The organism is Epibacterium sp. ABZ3_068 (assembly GCF_056159265.1).
In genome coordinates this window covers 892,816-912,862 of the sequence record NZ_JBSWUV010000001.1, presented here as the reverse complement: position 1 = coordinate 912,862, position 20,047 = coordinate 892,816, and the positions used below count along the sequence as shown (strand labels likewise).

Sequence of the window (20,047 nt, the reverse complement as noted above, 5' to 3'; positions counted from 1 at the left end):
AAATGTGGGGCGCAAAACGGGGAAAAGAATGACCGCGCAGGAACATATGACCTTCCCGCTCATACAAACTGTCGGTTTGTCGGGTCTGATTGTCCGCTTCTCGGATCGTTTGAGCGACATTCAAAATCGTGCGGCATTGGCTTTTTGTGAAGCGGTTTCAAGCGCTTGTTTTGCAGGCGTGCAAGAAACATCGACATCCCTTGCGTCAGTCTTTGTTCGTTTTGATCCTCATGTGGTTTCGCACGCTGCCCTTGCAGAGCAGCTTGGCCTGTTATTGGAAAAGCGAGACTGGAGCGCCGCGCCGCTGCCCGATGGGCGCAGGTTTTGGCGTGTTCCGACTGTATATGGGACTGATCTTGCGCCGCAACTGGCAGAGGCCGCAGATCTGGCAGGGCTGACAGAAGAAGCGGCCATTGCTGCCTTGGGGTCGGCACGTGTCCGGGTTCTGACAATCGGATTTGCGCCGGGCCAGCCGTATTTGGGAACACTTGGAGCTCAGTGGAATATACCGAGACAGACCGACTTAACCCCGATGGTGCCACGTGGAGCATTGGTTCAGGCCGTCTCACAGTTTGTTTTGTTCTCTACGGCTACGCCAACGGGCTGGCGTCATGTTGGGCAAACCGGTTTCCAGGCGTTTCGTCCCACTGCTGAAGCACCCTTTGCTTTGCGCGCAGGGGACGAAATGCAGTTTTTCCCGGTGACAAAGCCTGAGTTTCAACGCCTCGTCGGGAAGGACCCGCACTTTGGCGGCGCATTGGTTGAGGAACTGGAAACGTGAGCGCTTTGAAAGTCCTAAACATAGGGCCCGCGGTTTCTGTTCAGGATCTGGGGCGAGCTGGGCTATTGCAGTTTGGTGTCGCCCAAGGAGGCGCTGCGGATGTGCGTGCTTTGGCTGAAGGCGCAGCATTGTTGCAACAGGCCCCCACGCTTCCGGCGCTGGAGATGGCAGGATTTGGCGGAAGTTTCGAAGCCTTGGGGGAATTACGTATTGCTTTGACAGGTGCGCGCATGCGGGTCACCTTGGACGGGTCACCTTTAGCCTGGAATGCGTCTCATCAGATCAATCAGGGGCAGAGACTGGAAATTGGCGCCGCAAGCAACGGTGTCTATGGATACCTGCATTTGGGTGGCGGAATACTCTGTGAACAGATTTTGGGCGCATGTTCTGTGCATTTGGCCGCAGGTTTGGGAGCAAATGCGAGTGAAGGCGATGTCTTGATCGCAGGGCCGGATGCTGGCACGCAAACCGGTGTGGTCCTCCCTCGCGACCCACGGTTTGATGGCGGAGAAATTCGCATTGTCGAGAGCTTCCAGTCTTCTCTTTTCAGCGATGACGTACGCGCGCGTTTTCAGCACACGCCGTTCCACAGGGGCGCGCGCGCGAACCGCATGGGGGTTGAGATGCAGTCCAGCGGTCCTGGTTTCTCGGCGGACAGCCAGCTCGATATCCTTTCGGAAGTCATCGTTCCCGGAGATGTGCAAATGACCGGGGATGGTCGGCCCTTTGTTTTAATGCGGGAATGTCAGACAACGGGTGGATACCCTCGAATTGGAACGGTCTTGCCCTGTGACCTGCCCAAAGTTGCACAGGGCGGAGCAGGGGCAACCTTCCGGTTCAAATGGGTAACGCTTGCTGAAGGGCTGGAGGCCGAACGCCGTTTTGCCAAAGAGCTGGCCACACTGCCTGCACGTTGTCAGCCTTTGCTGCGCGATCCTGGCGACATCGGAGACCTCCTGTCCTATCAATTGATCGGCGGGGTCGTTTCGGCAACTGCGGACCCGTTTCTATAGTATCACTCCAAGGAGCCAAGAATATGACTCACGCTGTCGATCTGAATGCGGATATGGGAGAAAGCTTTGGTCCTTGGGTCATGGGCGATGACGAGAGTTTGCTCAAAGTGATTACCAGCGCGAATGTCGCATGTGGCTTTCATGCCGGCGATCCAGACGTCATGTTTCGGACTATGGAAAATGCTCGGGATGCAAATGTTGGAATCGGTGCACATCCGGGATTTCTGGATCTGCAGGGGTTTGGGCGCCGAAATATGCATGTTCCCGATGGCACAGTTGCCAATATGGTGCGCTACCAACTGGGGGCAGCACTGGGCATGGCGAAAACTGTGGGTGCGGAGGTTCGCCATCTCAAGCTTCACGGTGCATTGGCCAATATGGCCAGTGTGGATCCAAAACTGGCGCGTGTTTGCTACCAGGCTGCGCTTGATGTCGCGCCGGATATTATTGTTATGGTTCTGGCTGCCACCGCCATGGAGGAGGTGGTCCGGGATCTTGGGTGTAACTGGTGTGGAGAGATCTTTGCCGACCGCGCCTATAATGATGATGCGACGCTGGTAAGTCGTAACCTTCCAGGTTCGGTCATCCACGACCCCAAGGTTGCTGGTCCCAGAGTGGTGGAAATGGTGAAGGCCGGTGCCATTCTCTCTGAGAGTGGTAAATCTATCCCGGCTTCGATCGATACGATCTGCCTGCATGGCGATACGCCGACGGCTGTTGAATTGGCAAAGTCTGTTCGCCAGTGCCTCGAGGCGGAAGGTATAGCGGTTCGTCGATTTTCCGGCCGTGTGGGCTAACCTCCAGTAACCGAAAAAAGGAATCTCCGACTCGGTCCTATTGTGAGTCGAAGAGGATTCTAGTGGCGGGAAATTTCCGCGCCACTAGATATAGTAATTGTGCTGATTTAAAGCTTCGAAACAAGCCCGCTTTAAGGGCGTCGCCCTGCTTCAAAGTCTTGGGGCACCCTTTGATTTCATCAAGTGATACGCAGTTATCCCGTTGATATTGTTTATTATTTTGTGATTTTGTTGATTTCTTTTATGTTTTTGTGATTTTGGGGTTGCGGGTGGTTTGGGTTGGGACTAGAACCCCCTTCACCGGCGGCGCTGAGGCGCTACGGGGCGCGGCGGAGACGCTGCGGGACACACCGGAGAGACGGTGGTGACGGGTCGGAAAGACGATCTTGGCGCTCAGGGAAGACTGAGGGACACCTGGGAGAGGCTGGGGCATTTGGGAATGGACTGAGGCGGTGGCGCAGGAAGATTTTGCGCAACGGTCTTGTTTTTGGCCTTCGGGTCTTTTGTTTCCGGGTGTTGCTCTTTGACATTGTTGTATATCTGAAGAGATATGTGGGCGGTTTGGTTTATTTCGATGGATCAACGTCTGTATATCAACGCTAGTAGGGTTTCGGCCCGATGATCTAGTGTCAGCTTCACTGTTTGGACGGCTTTCTGTACCTTTGGTACTGAAGCACAACAAACAGAGAATAACAGGTTGCTATTTCGGGTTCCTAGCCGGGTCCGGATCCAGATTTAAGCTCTCCCAAGGGTTTGGATTTGCAGAGCAACCAGTGATGTGCAGAGGTTCGACGTCAAGGATAAGCAAGCAATTGCTTTTCAACTTGAGAGTTTGATCCTGGCTCAGAACGAACGCTGGCGGCAGGCCTAACACATGCAAGTCGAGCGCCACCTTCGGGTGGAGCGGCGGACGGGTTAGTAACGCGTGGGAACATACCCAGATCTAAGGAATAGCCACTGGAAACGGTGAGTAATACCTTATACGCCCTTCGGGGGAAAGATTTATCGGATTTGGATTGGCCCGCGTTAGATTAGATAGTTGGTGGGGTAACGGCCTACCAAGTCTACGATCTATAGCTGGTTTTAGAGGATGATCAGCAACACTGGGACTGAGACACGGCCCAGACTCCTACGGGAGGCAGCAGTGGGGAATCTTGGACAATGGGGGCAACCCTGATCCAGCCATGCCGCGTGAGTGATGAAGGCCTTAGGGTCGTAAAGCTCTTTCGCCAGAGATGATAATGACAGTATCTGGTAAAGAAACCCCGGCTAACTCCGTGCCAGCAGCCGCGGTAATACGGAGGGGGTTAGCGTTGTTCGGAATTACTGGGCGTAAAGCGCACGTAGGCGGATTGGAAAGTTAGAGGTGAAATCCCAGGGCTCAACCCTGGAACTGCCTTTAAAACTCCCAGTCTTGAGTTCGAGAGAGGTGAGTGGAATTCCGAGTGTAGAGGTGAAATTCGTAGATATTCGGAGGAACACCAGTGGCGAAGGCGGCTCACTGGCTCGATACTGACGCTGAGGTGCGAAAGTGTGGGGAGCAAACAGGATTAGATACCCTGGTAGTCCACACCGTAAACGATGAATGCCAGTCGTCGGATAGCATGCTATTCGGTGACACACCTAACGGATTAAGCATTCCGCCTGGGGAGTACGGTCGCAAGATTAAAACTCAAAGGAATTGACGGGGGCCCGCACAAGCGGTGGAGCATGTGGTTTAATTCGAAGCAACGCGCAGAACCTTACCAACCCTTGACATCCTAGGACAACCTGAGAGATCAGGCCTTCCTTCGGGACCTAGTGACAGGTGCTGCATGGCTGTCGTCAGCTCGTGTCGTGAGATGTTCGGTTAAGTCCGGCAACGAGCGCAACCCACATCTTTAGTTGCCAGCAGTTCGGCTGGGCACTCTAGAGAAACTGCCCGTGATAAGCGGGAGGAAGGTGTGGATGACGTCAAGTCCTCATGGCCCTTACGGGTTGGGCTACACACGTGCTACAATGGCATCAACAATGGGTTAATCCCTAAAAGATGTCTCAGTTCGGATTGGGGTCTGCAACTCGACCCCATGAAGTCGGAATCGCTAGTAATCGCGTAACAGCATGACGCGGTGAATACGTTCCCGGGCCTTGTACACACCGCCCGTCACACCATGGGAGTTGGGTCTACCCGACGGCCGTGCGCTAACTCTTTGAGAGGCAGCGGACCACGGTAGGCTCAGCGACTGGGGTGAAGTCGTAACAAGGTAGCCGTAGGGGAACCTGCGGCTGGATCACCTCCTTTCTAAGGATGTTCCTAGCAAAGTAGAGCTTGCTCTCTTTCGTGGAACACTTAGCACGACCAGCAAACAAAGCTGGTCACATATCAAACCGAGCCGTCCTCATATCTCTTCAGGAATTGTCAGGACCTTGCAGATTGCAGGGTTCAGCTAGGGGGCCTTAGCTCAGCTGGGAGAGCGCCTGATTTGCATTCAGGAGGTCAGGAGTTCGATCCTCCTAGGCTCCACCATCTCCAGCTAAGTCCCAACAGAGAATGGGTCGGTAGCTCAGGTGGTTAGAGCGCACGCCTGATAAGCGTGAGGTCGGAGGTTCAAGTCCTCCTCGACCCACCATTCTTCGGATATACATAGATCAAAGGGTTCGATTTGACCTTTAAGCAGCGCAAGATGTGCTTCTTAAACGTCCAATCGGACGCAGCATTCCCTCTCTCAAGAGAGCGGAACTTGATATCGTTTATAGAGATTACAATCAACAACACCGTTGGTCGCCCTAAGTAAGGGGATGACCTCATTCAGGTGAAGCTGCTTCGGCAGTGGAAAGCATTGGACGCGTCATGTTTCCTCAGACGCCCTTTTGTATGCCTTTATGAAATGACGGTAGTTGTCCAAGTCAAGTACACTAACCCGCATGATTAAGTTCATGCATGTCTGAACAGACCGACATCTGTTCAGGCGGGAAAGTATGCTTTTGGTTCAGAAAGATAAGCAACAGATCTTACCAGCTTCTGTTGTCGATCGTGTTAATTGCCGCGTCGCCCAAGTGGCGAAACGGAAAGACGTTAACACTGTCTTTTTCTGGATCAGATCAAGCGCGAGAAGGGCGTTTGGTGGATGCCTTGGCAGTAAGAGGCGATGAAGGACGTGATACTCTGCGATAAGTCATGGGGAGCTGAGAATAAGCTTTGATCCATGAATTTCCGAATGGGGCAACCCACTTGAATGTTTGTTATAATAGCCTTTCTAGGCTGCTTATAATGAGCATAACCAAGTACTTATTACCTGAATACATAGGGTTTTAAGAGCAAACCCGGGGAACTGAAACATCTAAGTACCCGGAGGAAAGGAAATCAATTGATACTCCCCTAGTAGCGGCGAGCGAACGGGGACCAGCCGAGCCTGATGAGTGACCAGAATATGTTGGGAAGCATAGCCATAGCGGGTGATAGCCCCGTATGGGAAGCTCTGAAGGACGTATTAAGTAGGGCGGAACACGTGAAATTCTGTCTGAAGATCGGAGGACCACCTTCGAAGGCTAAGTACTCCTTACTGACCGATAGCGAACCAGTACCGTGAGGGAAAGGTGAAAAGCACCCCGACAAGGGGAGTGAAACAGTCCCTGAAACCGAACGCCTACAATCAGTCGGAGGATCTTTACGATCTGACGGCGTACCTTTTGTATAATGGGTCATCGACTTGGTCTCACGTGCAAGCTTAAGCCGTTAGGTGTAGGCGCAGCGAAAGCGAGTCTTAATAGGGCGCATGAGTACGTGGGATCAGACCCGAAACCGAGTGATCTAGGCATGACCAGGTTGAAGGTGCAGTAACATGCACTGGAGGACCGAACCCACATCTGTTGAAAAAGATCGGGATGAGTTGTGCCTAGGGGTGAAAGGCCAATCAAACTCGGAGATAGCTGGTTCTCTGCGAAATCTATTTAGGTAGAGCGTCATCCGAATACCCCGGGGGGTAGAGCACTGGATGGGTAATGGGGCCCCACAGGCTTACTGATCCTAACCAAACTCCGAATACCCGGGAGTACTAGATGGCAGACACACTGCGGATGCTAACGTCCGTAGTGGAGAGGGAAACAACCCTGACCTCCGGCTAAGGCCCCTAATTCATGGCTAAGTGGGAAAGCAGGTGGGATGTCCAAAACAACCAGGAGGTTGGCTTAGAAGCAGCCATCCTTTAAAGATAGCGTAACAGCTCACTGGTCTAATTAAGACGTCCTGCGGCGAAGATGTAACGGGGCTCAAGCCATGAGCCGAAGCCGAGGATGCACATAGTGCATGGTAGCAGAGCGTAGTGTGATATAGTTCCATGCGTCTTTAACCTTCCTCTGGAAGGTCTTGGACGCACGGAGCTTTCGATGAAGCGGGCGCGTGAGCGATCCCGTGGAGAGATCACTAGTGAGAATGATGACATGAGTAGCGACAAAGAGTGTGAGAGACACTCTCGCCGAAAGTCCAAGGGTTCCTGCTTAAAGCTAATCTGAGCAGGGTAAGCCGGCCCCTAAGCCGAGGCCGAAAGGCGTAGGCGATGGGAACCAGGTTAATATTCCTGGGCCAGGAGGATGTGACGGATTGTGAAGGTAGTTTGCCCTTATCGGATTGGGTGGGCTGCTGATCAGTCCCTGGAAATAGCCCTCCATGAGACCGTACCCTAAACCGACACAGGTGGACTGGTAGAGAATACCAAGGCGCTTGAGAGAACGATGTTGAAGGAACTCGGCAAAATACCTCCGTAAGTTCGCGAGAAGGAGGCCCGGGTCCTACGCAAGTGGAATCCGGGGGCACAAACCAGGGGGTGGCGACTGTTTATTAAAAACATAGGGCTCTGCGAAGTCGCAAGACGACGTATAGGGTCTGACGCCTGCCCGGTGCCTGAAGGTTAAAAGGAGGGGTGAGAGCTCCGAATTGAAGCCCAGGTAAACGGCGGCCGTAACTATAACGGTCCTAAGGTAGCGAAATTCCTTGTCGGGTAAGTTCCGACCTGCACGAATGGCGTAACGACTTCCCCGCTGTCTCCAACATCGACTCAGCGAAATTGAATTGCCTGTCAAGATGCAGGCTTCCCGCGGTTAGACGGAAAGACCCCGTGCACCTTTACTACAGCTTCGCACTGGTATCAGGATTGTGATGTGCAGGATAGGTGGTAGGCATCGAAACCAGGACGCAAGTCCAGGTGGAGCCTCCCTTGAGATACCACCCTTCGCACTCTTGATATCTAACCGCGGTCCCTTACCGGGATCCGGGACCCTGCGTGGCGGGTAGTTTGACTGGGGCGGTCGCCTCCTAAAGAGTAACGGAGGCGCGCGAAGGTTGGCTCAGAGCGGTCGGAAATCGCTCGTTGAGTGCAATGGCAAAAGCCAGCCTGACTGCAAGACTGACAAGTCGAGCAGAGACGAAAGTCGGCCATAGTGATCCGGTGGTCCCGAGTGGAAGGGCCATCGCTCAACGGATAAAAGGTACGCCGGGGATAACAGGCTGATACTGCCCAAGAGTCCATATCGACGGCAGTGTTTGGCACCTCGATGTCGGCTCATCTCATCCTGGGGCTGGAGCAGGTCCCAAGGGTACGGCTGTTCGCCGTTTAAAGAGGTACGTGAGCTGGGTTTAGAACGTCGTGAGACAGTTCGGTCCCTATCTGCCGTGGGTGTAGGATACTTGAGAGGAGTTGCCCCTAGTACGAGAGGACCGGGGTGAACGAACCACTGGTGGACCAGTTATCGTGCCAACGGTAGTGCTGGGTAGCTATGTTCGGAAAGGATAACCGCTGAAGGCATCTAAGCGGGAAGCCCCCCTCAAAACAAGGTATCCCTGAGGGCCGTGGAAGACCACCACGTCAATAGGCCGGAGATGTAAGTGCAGTAATGCACTCAGTTGACCGGTACTAATCGCCCGATTGGCTTGATCTGATCCAGAAATAGACAGTGTCTATTCTAAAATATATCAAGCAACCAAAAGCAAAACTAACTTGGACAACCTTGATTGTAAGCGTCAAAAAAAACGCATGGTATTGCCTCGGTTTGGTGGCAACAGCAAGAGCAAAACACCCGGTCCCATCCCGAACCCGGAAGTTAAGTGCCTCAGCGCCAATGGTACTTGGGCTTAAGCCCTGGGAGAGTAGGTCACCGCCAAACCTAGATAATACCAGTCTCTATAAATCGATAAATACACAAAACCAGCGCGGGATGGAGCAGCCAGGTAGCTCGTCAGGCTCATAACCTGAAGGTCGTAGGTTCAAATCCTACTCCCGCAACCAGCTTTTCCTACTACATCAGACACAACATACTCTGAACGTAGTGGAAAAACACGCGCAAGCCATCGTAAGCGTTGTATCCAGGGCCCGAAACAGCACTTTTAATCTTCTCTGCAAGATCTAAGACTACCAAACAAGTGCTCAGTCGCCGCTGTTTGACATCGCTAATTCCTACCCCCGGCTGATCAGCCCCACCTGAGTGGTCCAGTTTGATTGTTAGTGCATGACCGGGCTTTGGTCCATCTGGACGATTGTTGCGGGTGCCGGTGGGCGGTAGCCCAAAGCACTATGTGGTCGTTTCGTGTTGTAGTGTTTTCTCCATGCTTCGATCAGGACTTGGGCCTCACGCAGGCTGTAGAAGATCTCGCCATTTAGGAACTCGTCCATTGCCCGGCAGGCGCATGCAAAGCATGCTGCCGAGAGGGGCGGAACCTTGCATTGAAGCTCTCGCAGCGTCCGCCAGGATCAGCTTATCAAGCGTCAGATCAGAAACGGCTTTGCGCAACCGCTCGTTGTTCGTAAGCGTTGTATCCAGGGCCCGAAACAGCACTTTTAATCTTCTCTGCAAGATCTAAGACTACCAAATAAGCGCTCAGTCGCCGCTGTTTGACATCGTTAACTCCTACCCCCGGCAACCTGGGCCGCAATGCCAATTCATTGGAGCTTCCGGCCGATTGTGTTGAAAAAGTCCTTGGGTCCGCGTTCGCAGGCGCTGATCCAGAATTTTGTTCTGTTGGGGATCGAATTCCCCCTGCGAGCGGAGCGCTATTCTCACTGGAGAAAACAGGCGTTCTGAAAAATCAGGCAGCTTTGAGTTCGCTCGAGTTTTTCAACACAATCAGCCCAGAGCTGCCGCTGAAGCGATACCGGGTATGCGGCGGCGCGGCCCGTCGAACCGGGCTTTCGCTGCGCATGCGTCCTGCGGGTGCCGTCGGAGGTCAGGTGTGCGGAAAGAACGGTCTCGAGCTACCGAGGCTCGATAACTGGAAGAACGCTCTTCACAGCGTTTGCTATGCCGCTTGAGCTATTTGCCGCAAGAACTCTGATAACCCACGATTCAAAGTTTTCCCTTCTGGTCCCTTTCAAAACTGACGCCAAGGTTGCAGCGATTCCTCTTTTATTGTCGTAATAGCGCAGAAGTGCCGCCAAGTCTTTCTGCTCTATAGCAGCCTTAATCTCTCGCGTTCGAGTTCCTACGATTCCAGAAATATCCAGATTTGCGGTGCGAGTATCGTAATCTCGAATCAGGTCTTCGCTCGATGTTGAGCCTGAGAAATCGAGCTGCTTCAGCATTCGATCAATACGCCTTTGGCAATGACGGGCGACCACCTTATCGATCTTTTCATCGCTATCGAGTAAGCTGAATATTCCGTTGGCGACATCATCGAGCTTTTTCTGTAAGTCAGCTCCAGTGAAGCCATCAGATTCGGCAATCGCGGAGCAAACAACTGGAAGTGCGATAAGATTCTCGATCTCCGATACAGGAATGATCTTGATACCTAAGCCTTCAAAATAAGCTACATCCTCATCGCTGTAGTCATCGCCGTCCACGATACCGGAACATGTTACCCGGGTCAGGCTCGCATTGGCCCGCATTGAAACCACTGAATGGATTACTTCTGAGCAAGAAGACTTCGGAACAACTGTCCATTCTGGATAGCATGCGCGGTATATTGCGTAGTCAAGGCTATCATGCGTGCCCTCCACAAAGAGGATGGGGCGTCTGCTGCCCAGAATGAGCGTGACCAGTTCCTCTGGAAACCCGGTGTTCTCCGGAATCTCTTCAACTACCCAATGGGGCTGAGGTGAAAAATCTCGAATCACATATTTTCTTGCTGATCGTGCTGCCGCAAAATCAAGGTCGTGAGTAATATATATAAATCCGCAATCCCTTCGAGTGGCTTCTATTTCGTCCCATAGCTTGGCCATTATTGAGCGATGAACGTGAAGCTCTGGTTCATCGACGATCAAGACCGTTCCCTCCGCTGCAACCAGTGCTTGCCCTATCATGTAGAAAACCGCCCTCTCCCCATCACTCATCTCTGAGGCAGGGTAAGTTTCGCCAACGCCACCGGCTGAAACTCTGATGTTATCCCCGGAGATGTGAAGTTGACGATGAGGAAGAAGCCGGTTCCAGATTTCAAGAAGCTTGTCGAACTTTGTGATCTCAAAGCTGTCTTCGCTGTGATCTGCGCCCGGCTTATGCCGATGATAGGCTTTCAACGAGGTGTTAGATTGATCGGCAAAAAGCGCTTGAATGAGATAATCGAAATCATTCAGGAGATGGGTCGCATGTTTATTGCCCCATCTATTGCCACTTCTGTGGTTCAGGCCAGCATTTCGGGACGCGTCCCCAGGGTATCCGTATCGCAACCCGGAGAGCGCTTGCCTCTCGCTAATTTTTTGAACCTCGGGGTTCATGATAAGCGCACGATGGGCAGATACACGGTGAGCCGATTATCCCAAGCTATTCTCGATATGAACTGTGAGACGCGTTTTTCCGCCACCGTTCGCGCCGACGAATAGGACAGTCTCGCCTGGGTCGAACTCTACTGCGAGAGCTTCACCCGGGGTGGGAATAGTAAAATTGAAGGTCATAGTGCTCTGCGATTTGCTATTTTCTGGTGATGCTACCGAGGGCTTGGAGCTTTCACAACTGGCGCTGTCTTTTTTATACCGGCGCACCGCTGTTTGACGATGCCAGTGCCGCGACGAGCCAATCCGGCGACAACCGGCAGTAAGCGATTGTCTTTTGCTGGTCGTCCGCGAACATGCAGATCGTGCGGTCATTCACTTCTGCCGTGCCCGTCTCAGGGTCCGCATACAGCTCAAGCCGCGTTGCGGCGGTGCAGCGCCAAGCCCGAGTTCGGCGCGGTCTGAATGTCTGGTTCCTACCTACAGCTTGGATGGCTCACTCCTGCGGCAAAGGTCGGCTCTCCGCCCGATTGTGTTGAAAAACTCGAGCGAACTCAAAGCTGCCTGATTTTTCAGAACGCCTGTTTTCTCCAGTGAGAATAGCGCTCCGCTCGCGGGGTGAATTCGATCCCCAACAGAACAAAATTCTAGATCAGCGCCTGCGAATGCGGACCCAAGGACTTTTTCAACACAATCCGCCCCTGATGCAGGTGGTCACGCTGCTATTCGCAACTCTGCGCCCTTCTGTTTCATTCCAGCTTTGCAATGTTCAGGCGCGTCCCAGGGCAAGAACTTTCGGTAGTCGATGACCGGAGAGGCTTTTCGGGCGAACAACTGGGTTAACTCGTCGAACAGCCATACCAGGTATTTATAAGGATCATATCCGTTTAGCTTGCAGGTCTCGATAAGGGAGGAAAATACAGCCCAGGTTTGCCCGCCTTCTTCACTTCCCATGAAATAGACATTCTTTCGAAGCATCTGCACCGGCTTGAACTGTCGCTCGACGGCGTTTGTATCTAACTCCATGCGTCCATTATCAAGGAAACGGGTCAAGCTTTCTCGGCGACTAAGCACGTAGTTGATCGCAGTGTTCAGTGCGGAGCCGGTTGAAATGCTCGATTGGATCTCTTCCATCCGTCGCAACAGCTTTTCGACCACCGGCTTGCAGTGTTTTTGGCGATGGCTTCGACGCCCCTCAGGGCTCCATCCCCAGGTTTCACCATCGTATTTGTACACCAAGTTGATCAGCTCGATAATTTCAGCAGCGGATGCAGACCCTACTTTGCCATCCTTAGTTGTATCGTAGTATTTGATGAAGTTCCGACGGGCATGCGTCCAGCAACCAACGCTGACAATATTTGCCACGGCTGAGCCGACTCTTCCAAAGCGTCCATAGCCCCCATATGCATCGTGATGAACGATGAGAGATCGACCAGCAAAAAGATCATGTATATGGGACATGGCCCGCGAATTTCGGGTGACATAAATTGTTGCAGGCGGATCGTTTCCGCCAAATGGCCGGTCGTCGCGATGAACGGCGTACATATAGGCCGTGCCTGTTTTGCCTTTTCCCTGCCTTAGGATTGGGATGGGCGTTTCATCAACGAAGACTCGACGGCTGTCGCCAAGGATAGACTCCATCAGGGCATGATAAACACCCATGATAGCTTCAGCTGTCTTGTTGGCTTGGCGCATTAAGGTCGAACGATAAGTGATCCATCCCGCATAACGGAGCATGGTTTCAATTCGGTACCAGGGTAGGCCCCACGCAAATCGTTGAGTGACGTGATAGGCCAATACGCTGCTGTCCATATTCGTGCCGGGCAAGAGTGTCGGCTCAAACGGCATCGTTTTCATCCGCTCTTCGCCATCAGCGTCGTAAAGGCAACGAAGCTTTGGGACCTCGGTCACTTCAACCCAGTAATAGGCAGGTCGAACTTTTCGCCTTCTTTGAGTGTAAAAGGATCTTATTCCGCCGCCACATCCGCATGGACACGTCAAAGGACCTTTATATTCGACATCGACATGATCCAAACCACTCCAATCAGTTGGTCCCCGGCCGGTGCTGTCTTTGGTGGGTTTGTCCGGAGAATTCGCAGCGTAGTTTTTGCTACCCTTTTTGATTTGGCCTTGAGTGTTCTGGTTCGAAGATGATTTGGTCGTTTGTTCTTTGGCCTCTTCTTCTTCCTCTGCGCTCAAAGGATCAAAAGTGTCTGCACTATTTGTCCAGAGATCATGAACAAGACCGGCGATCCGTTCGTCTTTTGCTTTCACCTCGGATTGCAGCTTTTTGAGGGTCTGTTCGAGGAACTTAATACGCGCCGAGCTGCGCAACGCCTCTTTGCGATCGGCTTCTAGCTTTGAGCCAAGGGCGTCACAAAGACTGCATGCCGACGATATGTCACCCGCTTGGAGAGCTCTGCTCAGCTCAGCATGTATGTCGATTGCCGTGGCCATTTCTGGATGTTCATCCCCGTCATGCGCCAGGGTACTAGGCGCAGATCTATCAGTCGCGTCCTAAGGATCGGGCGCGTTTTCGCTTGATTTTCGAAAGTGATGATGGGATGAAAGGGGAAGAGATCGTGCACCAAAACGATTTTCCGAGGTCTGCTGGGTTCCGACACCCGCAGGCCTCTTTCAATTCAATACCATCGCAAGCATGTTCAGGTCATGGTATCGACCTCGCTATCTGTGATCGTGTCGGGAAATACCTCCTGAACGGGACGGTTTAGTTTCCTCGCGATGGCGGTCTCAATTCGAGCGGATCGATTTCGCCGTTGAGAGACGTAAGATACAGCAGCTGGGGAAACACCCAAGTCCGAACTGATTTCAGAAAGCGACGAGCCCACGAGCCGGAGCATACATTTTAGTTTTTCATGCCGACGCAATTCCGATCTCATGATTTGTGTCTGCTTTCTTCGCTTAAAGTCTTAACTAGCGGCACAAAAGCACTTGCGAATCGGTCAGTCAATAAGTGGAATTCTCCTAGGGTCTGGACTCATTGAGTTTCAAAGCCAGTAGATGACCAGGGCAGCAAGTGCGATTGCTGATAGGAAGACCTTTGGGCATCTGTCGTAGCGTGTCGCCACACGCCGCCAATCCTTTAGCCTACCGAACATGATTTCGATCCGGTTTCTGCGCTTGTAGCGGCGCTTATCGTACTTCACTGGCTTCCTGCGTTGTTTCCGGCCCGGGATGCAGGCGCGTATCCCTTTGTCTTGCAACGCTTCTCTGAACCAGTCGGCATCATAGCCTCGATCTCCGAGCAACCAATCGACGTGCGGTAAGTTGCTGAGCAAAGCGCGTGCCCCGATGTAATCGCTTACCTGTCCGGCGGTTACAAACAGATCAAGCGGGCGTCCTTGGCTGTCGCAAATGGCATGTAGCTTGGTGTTCATGCCGCCCTTGGTTCGCCCGATCAGGCGTCCACGCCCCCCCTTTTTGACGCCCAAATTGGTCGCTGTACGGTGAGCCTTGAGGTAAGTTGCGTCGATCATCACAGTCTTTTCTTCACGATGCTCGGCGGCCAGGCCGACCATCAGACGAGCGAAAATGCCCTTGTCACTCCACCGCTTCCAACGGTTGTAGAGCGTCTTGTGGGGGCCATACTCCTTCGGCGCATCACGCCAGCGTAAACCATTGCGATTGATGAAAATAATACCGCTCAAGACGCGCCTGTCATCGACGCGTGGTTTGCCGTGGGATTTCGGGAAGAAGGGCTCAAGGCGCGCCATCTGCGCGTCCGTCAGCCAGAAAAGGTCTGACATGTTCACCGCTCATTTTCGAAGCAGTGAATCACGCAGCCCGACGGAAATCAATGGGTCCTGACCCTAGTGCCTTCCATCACGAGCCACGTCGCGTTTTCGACTTGATATCACTGTGTGCTGCATCGCGATGGAGCTTGCTCCAGAAGAGCAAAGGCATTGTTCCGAAGAATTTTCACATCGTCTGCAGGCAGAGCAATCTGCACGGCAGCCTTGGCTCTGTTTGCTTCAATCTTATTCTGCTCTTCTTCATCCATGCTGGCGAAGCCTTCGGGAAGTGCAGGAAGTACGCGAACAGTTGATAGTTCGCCACTGCCCCATAGGAGCTGTGAGGCTGAGAACGTCCACATTGCATCTTCGAGATTTTCCTCTTTGCTTTCGCCAATTTGGCAGAATTTCAAAGGATTTTCGGGGTCTTGCAGGTCAGTGAGTATACTCTTGGCAGAGTTTGAAAAAATCAGAATATCAGATGGAGCTGAACGAATTCCAAGTATTTGAAGGGCTAGGTTTGTTGCTGGCCGCTGCACGTTAACTGGGACCAATAACAAAACCGCAATTGCAAAAAACGCAACCATAGCCATAACGCGACGACCGTGTGAGGACGGCACAAGAAGAACCAGAAGAAGCAGAAACCCTGCTCCCATGCACCCCAAGAGATAGAGTAAAATCTGCCCAAAACTTAGCTCTGTCACGAGGCAAATATAAAAAACAAAAATACTTGCTATCGTCGCCGCAAACACATCTAGAATCAGCTCTTTCCAAGAAATTCTTGGGATTTCAGTATTGCGTTGAGTGCCGTCTCTGAACCTTGACATGTGGGGGAGTGGATGCCGTACCCATGCGGTAAACAAAAGGCCATAGCCTAAGTAAAATGATAACATTAGGGCGAGAAGGAGTAGGACGACCAATGAGCTGGCGAGTTGCCCAATGCTCTCAACAGGAAAGACAATACGTTCGCTGAAGCAATATTGGACAATCATCCATAGTGCCAACAACGGAGCTACCGCTTTCAACTTTCCAGAAGCCCACGCCAGATCTTTCATCCATTCGTTTGCGAGGTCACCTTGTTCGGATTTGCTTTTTTGTTCGTTATTCATAAAAAATTTCAGCTTCTGAATTGCACACAGATCACAACCTAAAGCTTAAAGATAGCCCAATCAACATCCTAAAAAGCGTAGACCCGAGCTTCGTGGTTCGGCAGTCAGTATGCAGACAAAATGGTTGATAAAAAAGGGCACATTAGATGCCTGACTAAAACTTGCGTATTTAGTTTCAATTGCTTACAGGGGATCAAAAGGGCAAATTGGTTGACTCTCGACATTTCTTATCGATAGTCAGGACATTTGTCCTTTTGCGTCACGATGTGCCCTTTGGGTGCCGTTTCGCCCTGGCTCGGTTTGCCCGCCGCTAGAGGGCAAACACCTCATATGCACCCGCCGCGCGGGTGCGCCGCTTCATGAAAACGTGGAATTTGTCTAGAATCCAAAGGCTGTCGACGAGGCTAATGGCTGACAAAGCGAGCCTACGCTTTGCTGCATCGTCGCGGACGGCCCTAAGCCGCCCTCTGTAATACGCTCGACGAAAGGCCGCTTTTAGGTTGAGCTTCAATCAAATTTCCCACCACAAATATCCAGTAGAAACGAATATTCGTCGCCCACCCAAAACGGTGCGAAGGTCAGCGCACCGATGATAAATGCCGATAGCGAGCAAACGAGAACAGCCCCGGCACCCATGTCTTTTGCCAAGCCTATCAGTGGATTGTTGTCGGTTGTAATCGCATCGCATGCCTTTTCAAGCGCGGTGTTCATGATCTCGGATGCGATCACCATTCCGATGCAAAGTGTAATCCAGCGCCATGCGGTGAGGTCAACTTGAAGGAAGATACCAAGAACGATGGCAACCGTGGCAGCCCCAAGATGAATCCATGCGCTTTGTTCGCCTTGTAGGACTGCCCTAATCCCGTTGAATGCGTAGCGAAAGCTATGCGCCCGAACGCGCCAATCAAATCGATTGGCCGCCTTACTCGGTTTTGTCTGAACCACGGCATCATCCAAAGTCCACTGTAGTGGGCTCGCGCTGTTTGACTCTGGTATGAACCGCAATTTTCGTGCGGCCCAAAGGATGCCGCCGAACAGAATTGCAATGATGGTGCAACAGATCATTTATTGGATCCTTTGATTAATCTAACTGAGAATTTCGTGCGCTCAGACAGATGAAGGGACAAAGCCGCATCACCGGCCGCATCCGCGATAAGTGTCTTATTTCGCGCCCAGGAAACGGCGCAATGAGCTTCAGGAGGCAGTCCGGAAATGACGATTTTCGCCGTAATCCCGACTTGGGCAGGAACAAGGACGCAAATGAGCGCATCATCTTGCCACTCGGCTTTGGCAACAAGCACATCGGGGTAAGGTACGGATTTCAGATATGGGGTCTGAAATCGCATCGGTTCGGTTACAAGCTTGCGTAATGCGTCAGGTCCCATGACACGTGCGAGCATTTCATTGGCGTGCGACCAAACGGATGCTGTCGGTCTATGGGCAACCCCGTTCATGGTCACTGCAGGCAATTCTTTTGACAGGGCAGTGCTGAGTTCTTGCGCGGCGATCCCATCATTCATTTCGCGCGCGGCTGCAGCCGTCGCGGTATATCCAGCAGCGCGCGTGAAACCGTAGTTGCCAACATCCACAGGCCAAATGGCTGACCGCCAACTACCGCCACCGCGTTCAATTTGCATTGCCGCCCATTGGCGTTTTGCAAGATCAGGGAAGACCGCATTGAAGAATAAGCAAGGAAAGCTCTGCATGACAGCTCCTCCGATCGCAGGAGGCGCAAAACCAGTGTAGCTGGACCGAAACGGGATAAACTGGCCCTTTGGATCAATAAACTCCGCCTCAAGGTCCTTTCTGAAATGAGGGGCGATGCACTCCCAATGGCTTGTTTCGTAGATGGCGTCGTATGCCCGGATCGCTGTTGCCGTGATCGCGTTGCATAACGGAAAGACCCAATTCGGTTCGCAGGGAAGAAGCCCGTAGCTGGCTTGTTTGTATTGCGCGACGAGGCCCTCGATTATTTCATGAATAGTGTGGCTGTAGGTCTCTCCGGATTTTGAGGTGCAGGTAACCGACATGACAGCGTTATCGATTGGGTAACTGACCGCCTTTTGTTGATATAGGAGCTGTGCGGCGAAGAACCCCGAATACATAATATTATCACGGATGAAGGGATCACCGTTGGTGTCGAAGTTGCCCCATGCGTTCTCAAGCTTCCAGTATCCCCATACTTTGGGATTGGTTTGCTTTGCGTTCAGATTTGATTGGGCGTCGGCCATGTATCCGGCAAAGGCTGGCATCTTGGTCGCCTGAACCATCGACAGGGCGTAGGATGTGAAGTTCAACTGATACCGAAGCGCCGCTGTTTGGAACTGATCCAAGACGTCGAAGCCGTTGAATTCATCCACCGGCTGCAATGCGCGATCTAAAAGGAGGCGCAGGCAAGCAAGGTCGTCTTGGCTCAACTCATCCGATGTCTGGTCGAGCGGTTCATGTTTATACGTACTTAGCGCTTTGTTGAGAGCTTGGCGTTTTGTGAGCAATCGCGATGATTGTATCTGACGTAAACAAGTGAACCCAACGACGACCGTGATTGGTATCCACATAAACGAACTAACGTTGTCAGTCGGCGCGGTCCACATGGCCAAGACCGCAAGTCCGCCCCAGACAATGCACGGCAAAATGACGTTGCCCGTCGCGAACCAAACCACCATGGCACCGCCGAAGGCCATCATGCTGATGCATAGCGTCATGGTCGCAACAAGGTCCCATTGTTCAAAAACGGCCGGAACGAAACCCAACCCTGGCAGCAACAGACCTAGTCCAAAGGTTTGGGCAGTAACGGATGGCATCATCAAAATGATCCCCATTCCGATGAGCGATAAGGCGATATAGCCCTTCAAGAACCGCCATTGTTTTGCGCGCGTGATCGGCCCAATGGAACAAAAATCGTCGGGGTAATAAGCGGCATCAACATGTAAATTACTTTGCATTGCAAAGTCACTCCTCAAATTTTTTAGAGAATGGGTTTCGGTTTCAGGTCAGCAGGAGTCTTTGCATCGCTTTGGGTTGCGTCTTTTACAACCTTCTCAAGCACCGCGACATAGTCAAAAAACTGTCGCTGGCCTTCTGCGGTGATCATACAATGCGTGTGAGGGCGGTTATTTTCATAGCCCTTTTCGACGGTCACCAATCCGGCATCTTGCAGGACTTTAACGTGGCGGCTCAAGTTCCCATCCGTCAAGGCACACAGGCGTTTAAGATCGACAAACGACAACCCCTTTGGATGCGACACAAGGGACGTGAGAAGACCAAGACGGGCCTTTTCATGTATCGTCCGCTCAAGACCACTGTAGGAAAACCGTGCTTGTTCGCTGTCATCTGACATGTCTCAATTTTCCTTCGTTTTTTCAGGTGCCCAGTGCAACACGCAGGCCAATAGGATCTGTCCCACTCCAAAGGGAATTCCCATGGCCCAAGGTGTCAATGTCATGCTCTGTGCTGAAAGCAAGAACACCACTAAACCCGAAACAAGATACCAAGCGGCTGCGTAAAGAACGTTCCGTGGCAGCATCGTCGTCGCGGCAAAAAGTCCAAGCCCGATGAGTATTTGCCATAGCCCCGGCAAAATCCATATCAGTGTTGGGGCCTGGTCTATGATGATCCACCCAATTGCGGCCCCTGCGATCAGACATGGAAGAAATCTCTGGATAACGGCCCACAGAAGGGCATTGGCGTTCGCCCCATGGGCGCGCTTTGACAGGGCCCACATCTCGGTTCCAATCAAAGCGAGACATATAAACGCAAGCACAATCCATGGCGTCAGGATAGAGCCCTCCTGAGCATTAGCCTGCAATGCAGAAAGACCGAAGGCTAGGCCACCAGTTGCCCCAATCACCAACGGCCCAAATCCACGGAACAACTGAACATCCGCAATCTGATTGCGAATATTTGCGATATCGTCCAATGCA

Annotated in this window: 12 protein-coding genes, 3 tRNA genes, 3 rRNA genes and 1 pseudogene; 9 read left to right on the top strand and 10 right to left on the bottom strand. The window is 52.3% G+C overall.

All coding sequences use genetic code 11. The annotated features are described in order from the left end of the window. Positions 1-28: 28 nt before the first annotated feature. The 9 genes from ACXAEW_RS04220 (at position 29) to ACXAEW_RS04180 (ending at position 8,851) form a co-directional block, all read left to right on the top strand. Positions 29-781 (top strand): 5-oxoprolinase subunit B family protein, encoded by a 753-nt coding sequence (locus ACXAEW_RS04220; protein WP_474940139.1) that lies wholly within the window; start codon positions 29-31, stop codon positions 779-781. Beyond that, positions 778-1,794: a 5-oxoprolinase subunit C family protein gene (locus tag ACXAEW_RS04215; protein ID WP_474940138.1), complete on the top strand. Its 1,017-nt coding sequence runs from the start codon at positions 778-780 to the stop codon at positions 1,792-1,794. The genes ACXAEW_RS04220 and ACXAEW_RS04215 overlap by 4 nt, the downstream gene beginning before the upstream one ends. 23 nt (positions 1,795-1,817) lie before the next feature. Then, positions 1,818-2,591 carry a LamB/YcsF family protein gene (locus ACXAEW_RS04210; RefSeq protein ID WP_474940137.1) on the top strand — a complete coding sequence of 258 codons (774 nt, stop codon included), beginning with the start codon at positions 1,818-1,820 and terminating at the stop codon, positions 2,589-2,591. Positions 2,592-3,411: 820 nt separating this feature from the next. Further along, a 16S ribosomal RNA gene (locus ACXAEW_RS04205) occupies positions 3,412-4,872 on the top strand. A 149-nt stretch (positions 4,873-5,021) separates the two neighbouring features. Continuing rightward, positions 5,022-5,097, top strand: a tRNA-Ala gene (locus tag ACXAEW_RS04200). A gap of 26 nt (positions 5,098-5,123) precedes the next feature. Beyond that, positions 5,124-5,200 (top strand) — tRNA-Ile (locus tag ACXAEW_RS04195). A gap of 470 nt (positions 5,201-5,670) precedes the next feature. Next, positions 5,671-8,504: ribosomal RNA gene (locus ACXAEW_RS04190) — 23S ribosomal RNA — on the top strand. A gap of 110 nt (positions 8,505-8,614) precedes the next feature. Continuing rightward, positions 8,615-8,729, top strand: a 5S ribosomal RNA gene (rrf, locus tag ACXAEW_RS04185). Together the 16S, 23S and 5S rRNA genes with 3 tRNA genes alongside form the textbook arrangement of a ribosomal RNA operon. A 45-nt stretch (positions 8,730-8,774) precedes the next feature. Continuing rightward, a tRNA-Met gene (locus ACXAEW_RS04180) sits at positions 8,775-8,851 on the top strand. A gap of 213 nt (positions 8,852-9,064) precedes the next feature. Here the strand turns inward: ACXAEW_RS04180 and ACXAEW_RS04175 are convergent. From ACXAEW_RS04175 to ACXAEW_RS04130, 10 genes and pseudogenes are all read right to left on the bottom strand, one after another. After that, positions 9,065-9,232, bottom strand: a pseudogene (locus tag ACXAEW_RS04175) (integrase core domain-containing protein); the annotation flags it as partial. A gap of 582 nt (positions 9,233-9,814) precedes the next feature. Next, positions 9,815-11,269 (bottom strand): AAA family ATPase, encoded by a 1,455-nt coding sequence (locus ACXAEW_RS04170; RefSeq protein ID WP_474940136.1) that lies wholly within the window; start codon positions 11,267-11,269, stop codon positions 9,815-9,817. A gap of 708 nt (positions 11,270-11,977) precedes the next feature. After that, positions 11,978-13,720 (bottom strand): IS66 family transposase, encoded by a 1,743-nt coding sequence (gene tnpC, locus ACXAEW_RS04165; RefSeq protein WP_474939601.1) that lies wholly within the window; start codon positions 13,718-13,720, stop codon positions 11,978-11,980. Between the two features lie 206 nt (positions 13,721-13,926). After that, the gene (locus ACXAEW_RS04160) at positions 13,927-14,163 is read right to left on the bottom strand and encodes a helix-turn-helix domain-containing protein (RefSeq protein ID WP_474939600.1); all 237 of its coding nucleotides are present in this window, start codon (positions 14,161-14,163) and stop codon (positions 13,927-13,929) included. A 108-nt stretch (positions 14,164-14,271) separates the two neighbouring features. After that, positions 14,272-15,030: an IS5 family transposase gene (locus ACXAEW_RS04155; protein ID WP_474940135.1), complete on the bottom strand. Its 759-nt coding sequence runs from the start codon at positions 15,028-15,030 to the stop codon at positions 14,272-14,274. 107 nt (positions 15,031-15,137) lie between these two features. Next, positions 15,138-16,124: a hypothetical protein gene (locus ACXAEW_RS04150; RefSeq protein WP_474940134.1), complete on the bottom strand. Its 987-nt coding sequence runs from the start codon at positions 16,122-16,124 to the stop codon at positions 15,138-15,140. Positions 16,125-16,631: 507 nt separating this feature from the next. Then, the gene (locus ACXAEW_RS04145) at positions 16,632-17,189 is read right to left on the bottom strand and encodes a diacylglycerol kinase family protein (RefSeq protein WP_474940133.1); all 558 of its coding nucleotides are present in this window, start codon (positions 17,187-17,189) and stop codon (positions 16,632-16,634) included. Continuing rightward, positions 17,186-19,069: a linalool dehydratase/isomerase domain-containing protein gene (locus tag ACXAEW_RS04140; protein ID WP_474940132.1), complete on the bottom strand. Its 1,884-nt coding sequence runs from the start codon at positions 19,067-19,069 to the stop codon at positions 17,186-17,188. The genes ACXAEW_RS04145 and ACXAEW_RS04140 overlap by 4 nt, the downstream gene beginning before the upstream one ends. A gap of 23 nt (positions 19,070-19,092) precedes the next feature. Continuing rightward, a complete protein-coding gene (locus tag ACXAEW_RS04135) occupies positions 19,093-19,464 on the bottom strand; it encodes a transcriptional regulator (protein WP_474940131.1) in 372 nt (123 codons plus the stop codon). Between the two features lie 3 nt (positions 19,465-19,467). After that, a complete protein-coding gene (locus ACXAEW_RS04130; RefSeq protein WP_474940130.1) occupies positions 19,468-20,043 on the bottom strand; it encodes a hypothetical protein in 576 nt (191 codons plus the stop codon). Positions 20,044-20,047 lie beyond the last annotated feature (4 nt).